Source organism: Psychrobacter sp. 16-MNA-CIBAN-0192, from assembly GCF_040309565.1.
GTDB lineage: Bacteria > Pseudomonadota > Gammaproteobacteria > Pseudomonadales > Moraxellaceae > Psychrobacter.
Genome location: NZ_JBEOOX010000545.1, coordinates 1 through 250 on the forward strand (window position 1 = coordinate 1; position 250 = coordinate 250).

Genomic DNA, 250 nt, shown 5'->3' on the forward strand with positions numbered 1-250 from the left:
GTGTTTGATTGGCGCAATACGCCAAAACCATGAGCGAAATCTAAGCGTACGCCATCAATACAGGTCAGCCGAGTGCCACTCGGTAACAATTGCTTGGCTTGGGCTAAGGTCGTATGCTCGACACTCGACACACAAGAGCATGATGATGAGCCATGAGCCGCAGCCAAGGTATTGTCGACGTCATCAAAAGGCGGCGTAACCAAACGTTGTAGATAATAACAAAATTCTGCTAACTGTTGCACGATTGGGC

The 250-nt window shown here is 48.8% G+C and carries 1 pseudogene; it reads right to left on the bottom strand.

The window, feature by feature from the left end:
* Nucleotides 1-250 (bottom strand): annotated as a pseudogene (locus AAEY78_RS14315) (phosphomannomutase); the annotation flags it as partial.